The organism is Gandjariella thermophila (assembly GCF_005405885.1).
In the GTDB taxonomy this organism is placed as follows: domain Bacteria; phylum Actinomycetota; class Actinomycetes; order Mycobacteriales; family Pseudonocardiaceae; genus Gandjariella; species Gandjariella thermophila.
This window is the reverse complement of sequence record NZ_BJFL01000092.1, coordinates 1-2,426: the sequence shown is the minus strand read 5'-3', so window position 1 is coordinate 2,426 and position 2,426 is coordinate 1. Positions and strand designations below refer to the sequence as shown.

The window sequence follows — 2,426 nt, the reverse complement described above, 5'->3', positions numbered from 1 at the left end:
GTCCTCCGCGGCCGTCCAGGTATTGCATTGGGCGGTGCGGTTGTACTGGGCGCCCTGGACCGTCCAACCCTGCACGTGGGCGCCGTTGCCGTGGTCGCGACGGGTCTGCACGCCGTTGTCGTCCGCACGCAACCGACCAGCGTCTCCACGTCCGCCCGCGCGCCGCGCAGGAATTCGTCGTCCTCCCCTTCCCGGGCAAGTTCCTCGACACCGTCCAGGTACCGGTACAAATCATTGCGCAGCCGGGAAAATACGCCGACCAGCGCCGGCGAGAGGGCTTCCATCACGAAACATCTCCTTCTCGGCGGGAACCCCTGCCCCACCGAGAATGAGTCGCCCGCCATGCCAGCCTGGCACGCAATCACACCTCTGGGTGACAAGGCTCACCTGGCGCCGAGCCATCCCCCTAACGTTCGCGCCAACCACGCACATCCCAGGGGGGTCACCATGCCAGAGCCCAACCCCACCGTGAAGGGCCGCCAGCTCGGCACCGAGCTTCGCACACTGCGGGAAGGAAGGAAGCTCACCTGCGACGAGGCCGGCCGCCAGGTCGGCATGTCGGCCAGCAAGATCAGCCGCATCGAGAACGGCCGGCGCGGTGCCCGGGTCGAGGACGTGGCCGCGCTGCTCGCCCTCTATCGCGTCCACGGCGGCCGCCGCGAGGAGTTACTCGACCTCGCCCGCCAGGCCAACGACCGCGGCTGGTGGCAGCGCGCCTACGGCGACACCCTGTCGGCCCGCTTCCGCACCTACGTCGGCTTCGAAGCCGACGCCAAGCTCATCACCAACTTCGAGTCCATGCTGGTACCGGGGCTGTTACAGACGGCCGAGTACACCCGCGCCGTCATGCGCGGCGGCAAGGTGCCCGAAGACCTGATCGAGGGCCGTGTCGCCGCCCGGCTGGCTCGCAAGTCCATCCTCAGTCGCGAGTTTCCGCCACACCTCGTCGCCATCGTCGACGAGCAGGCCCTACGACGACCGGTGGGCGACACCGACGTCATGCGTCAGCAGTTGGACCACCTAGTGACGATGGCGAACCGACCGCATATTCGTCTGCACGTGGTACCGCTGTCGGTCGGTGCGCACGCCGGGGTCGAAGGCCCCTTCGTGATACTGGACTTCGACAGTGCGCCAGCGATCGTGCATCTGGAAAATCACACGTCCAGCCTCTTCCTGGACGACCCGCGGGACGTGAAAAGCTACCGGAAGCTGGTCATGGGCCTCACCAATCTCGCCCTTGACCAGCGCGAATCGGTCGAGTTCATTGCCGGCCTGGCACGCGAGCTGGGCGATCGTTAGGAGCATGTGATGGCGGCACCCAAGACGTCCGGATCGACCTGGCGCAAGAGCAGCCACAGCGGCACTGACACCAACTGCGTGGAGGTGGCCTTCACACCTGCCCGGGTAGCCGTGCGCGACTCCAAGAACCCCACCGGCCCGACGCTGAGCTTCGCTCCGGCTCGGTGGCGGACCTTCCTCCGCACGATCGACCGCTGAGTCTCTGCCGCCTGGTGACCGGTTCTTGGAACCGGCCACCAGGCACGTGGCGTCTCAGCTACGCTACGGGGCGGCCAGATCACCGAGGGAGGACGTTGACCATGGCCGATGGGTTCATGCAGTCCGCCGCTGGGTTAGCGAACCTCCAGCAGCAGTCCGCCAACCTCCGCGCCGCCGTAGACGGTGGCCAGCTCTTCATCAACCCCGACAGCGCCCGCAAGGCCGCCCAAGCCTGCTACGACCACGCCGATAGGCTCGAAAGCCTTGCCATGCGGGCGTTCCAGCTCGCTCGACGGCACAACTTCGGCGATGTCAGGAGGGAAACGCGCTGGCAGAGAAGTTCGCGCTGAAGGCACACGGTGGACCGAACTCGGCGTGGGATGTGCTCAAGAAGGCTTCCGAGATCACGCGGAGCCTCGGCAAAACCTACGAGGAAGCCGGGCGGGCATACCAACGGTCCGAGGAGGCCAACGCCCGGTCCTTCAAGGGGATCGAGGGGAAGGCGTGAGCGTGTGGGTTCGTCGGGTGCGCCACTTGGTGTTAGGCGGCGCGACGGTGCTAGCTCTGACAGGATGCGGCAGCGAGGTGTCTGGACAGCCGAGCGCTACCACCGGCTCGTCCGCGAGTGCGTCCTCCAGCGGCTCGATCGACGCGGTTGACCCGTGCACTCTGCTGAAGCCGCAAGAACTCCAGCAGCTCGGCCTCCCTACCCAGAGCGAACCCGCAAACGGCTCGGGTGAGACTGGGTGCACGTGGATAAATCATTCCAGGTTTGGACTTACCCTTGCCAAAGCCAAGGATGGACTGGCGGTGTCAAGTAGTGGGTGCACCACCAGCTTCTAGCAGCAGTTTGTTGAGGACTTCGGTGGGTTTGAGCCAGCCGAGAGTCTGCCGGGGCCGGTCGTTGAGTTCGTCGGCGACGGCGTCCA

4 protein-coding genes are annotated in these 2,426 nt (G+C 66.1%); all 4 read left to right on the top strand.

Features of this window, described 5'->3' with window-relative positions:
- Positions 1-447 precede the first annotated feature (447 nt).
- The 4 genes from FFT21_RS28255 (at position 448) to FFT21_RS30865 (ending at position 2,340) form a co-directional block, all read left to right on the top strand.
- A complete protein-coding gene (locus FFT21_RS28255) occupies positions 448-1,299 on the top strand; it encodes a helix-turn-helix domain-containing protein (protein ID WP_137816953.1) in 852 nt (283 codons plus the stop codon).
- Positions 1,300-1,308: 9 nt separating this feature from the next.
- On the top strand, positions 1,309-1,497 hold the full coding sequence (locus FFT21_RS28250; protein WP_137816952.1) for a DUF397 domain-containing protein: 189 nt from the start codon (positions 1,309-1,311) through the stop codon (positions 1,495-1,497).
- A gap of 101 nt (positions 1,498-1,598) precedes the next feature.
- Positions 1,599-1,847, top strand: a complete 249-nt coding sequence (locus tag FFT21_RS28245; protein WP_137816951.1) for a hypothetical protein — start codon at positions 1,599-1,601, stop codon at positions 1,845-1,847.
- Complete coding sequence (locus tag FFT21_RS30865) at positions 1,807-2,340, top strand: DUF3558 family protein (protein ID WP_137816950.1); 534 nt, start codon at positions 1,807-1,809, stop codon at positions 2,338-2,340. Before FFT21_RS28245 ends, FFT21_RS30865 begins: the two co-directional genes overlap by 41 nt.
- Positions 2,341-2,426 lie beyond the last annotated feature (86 nt).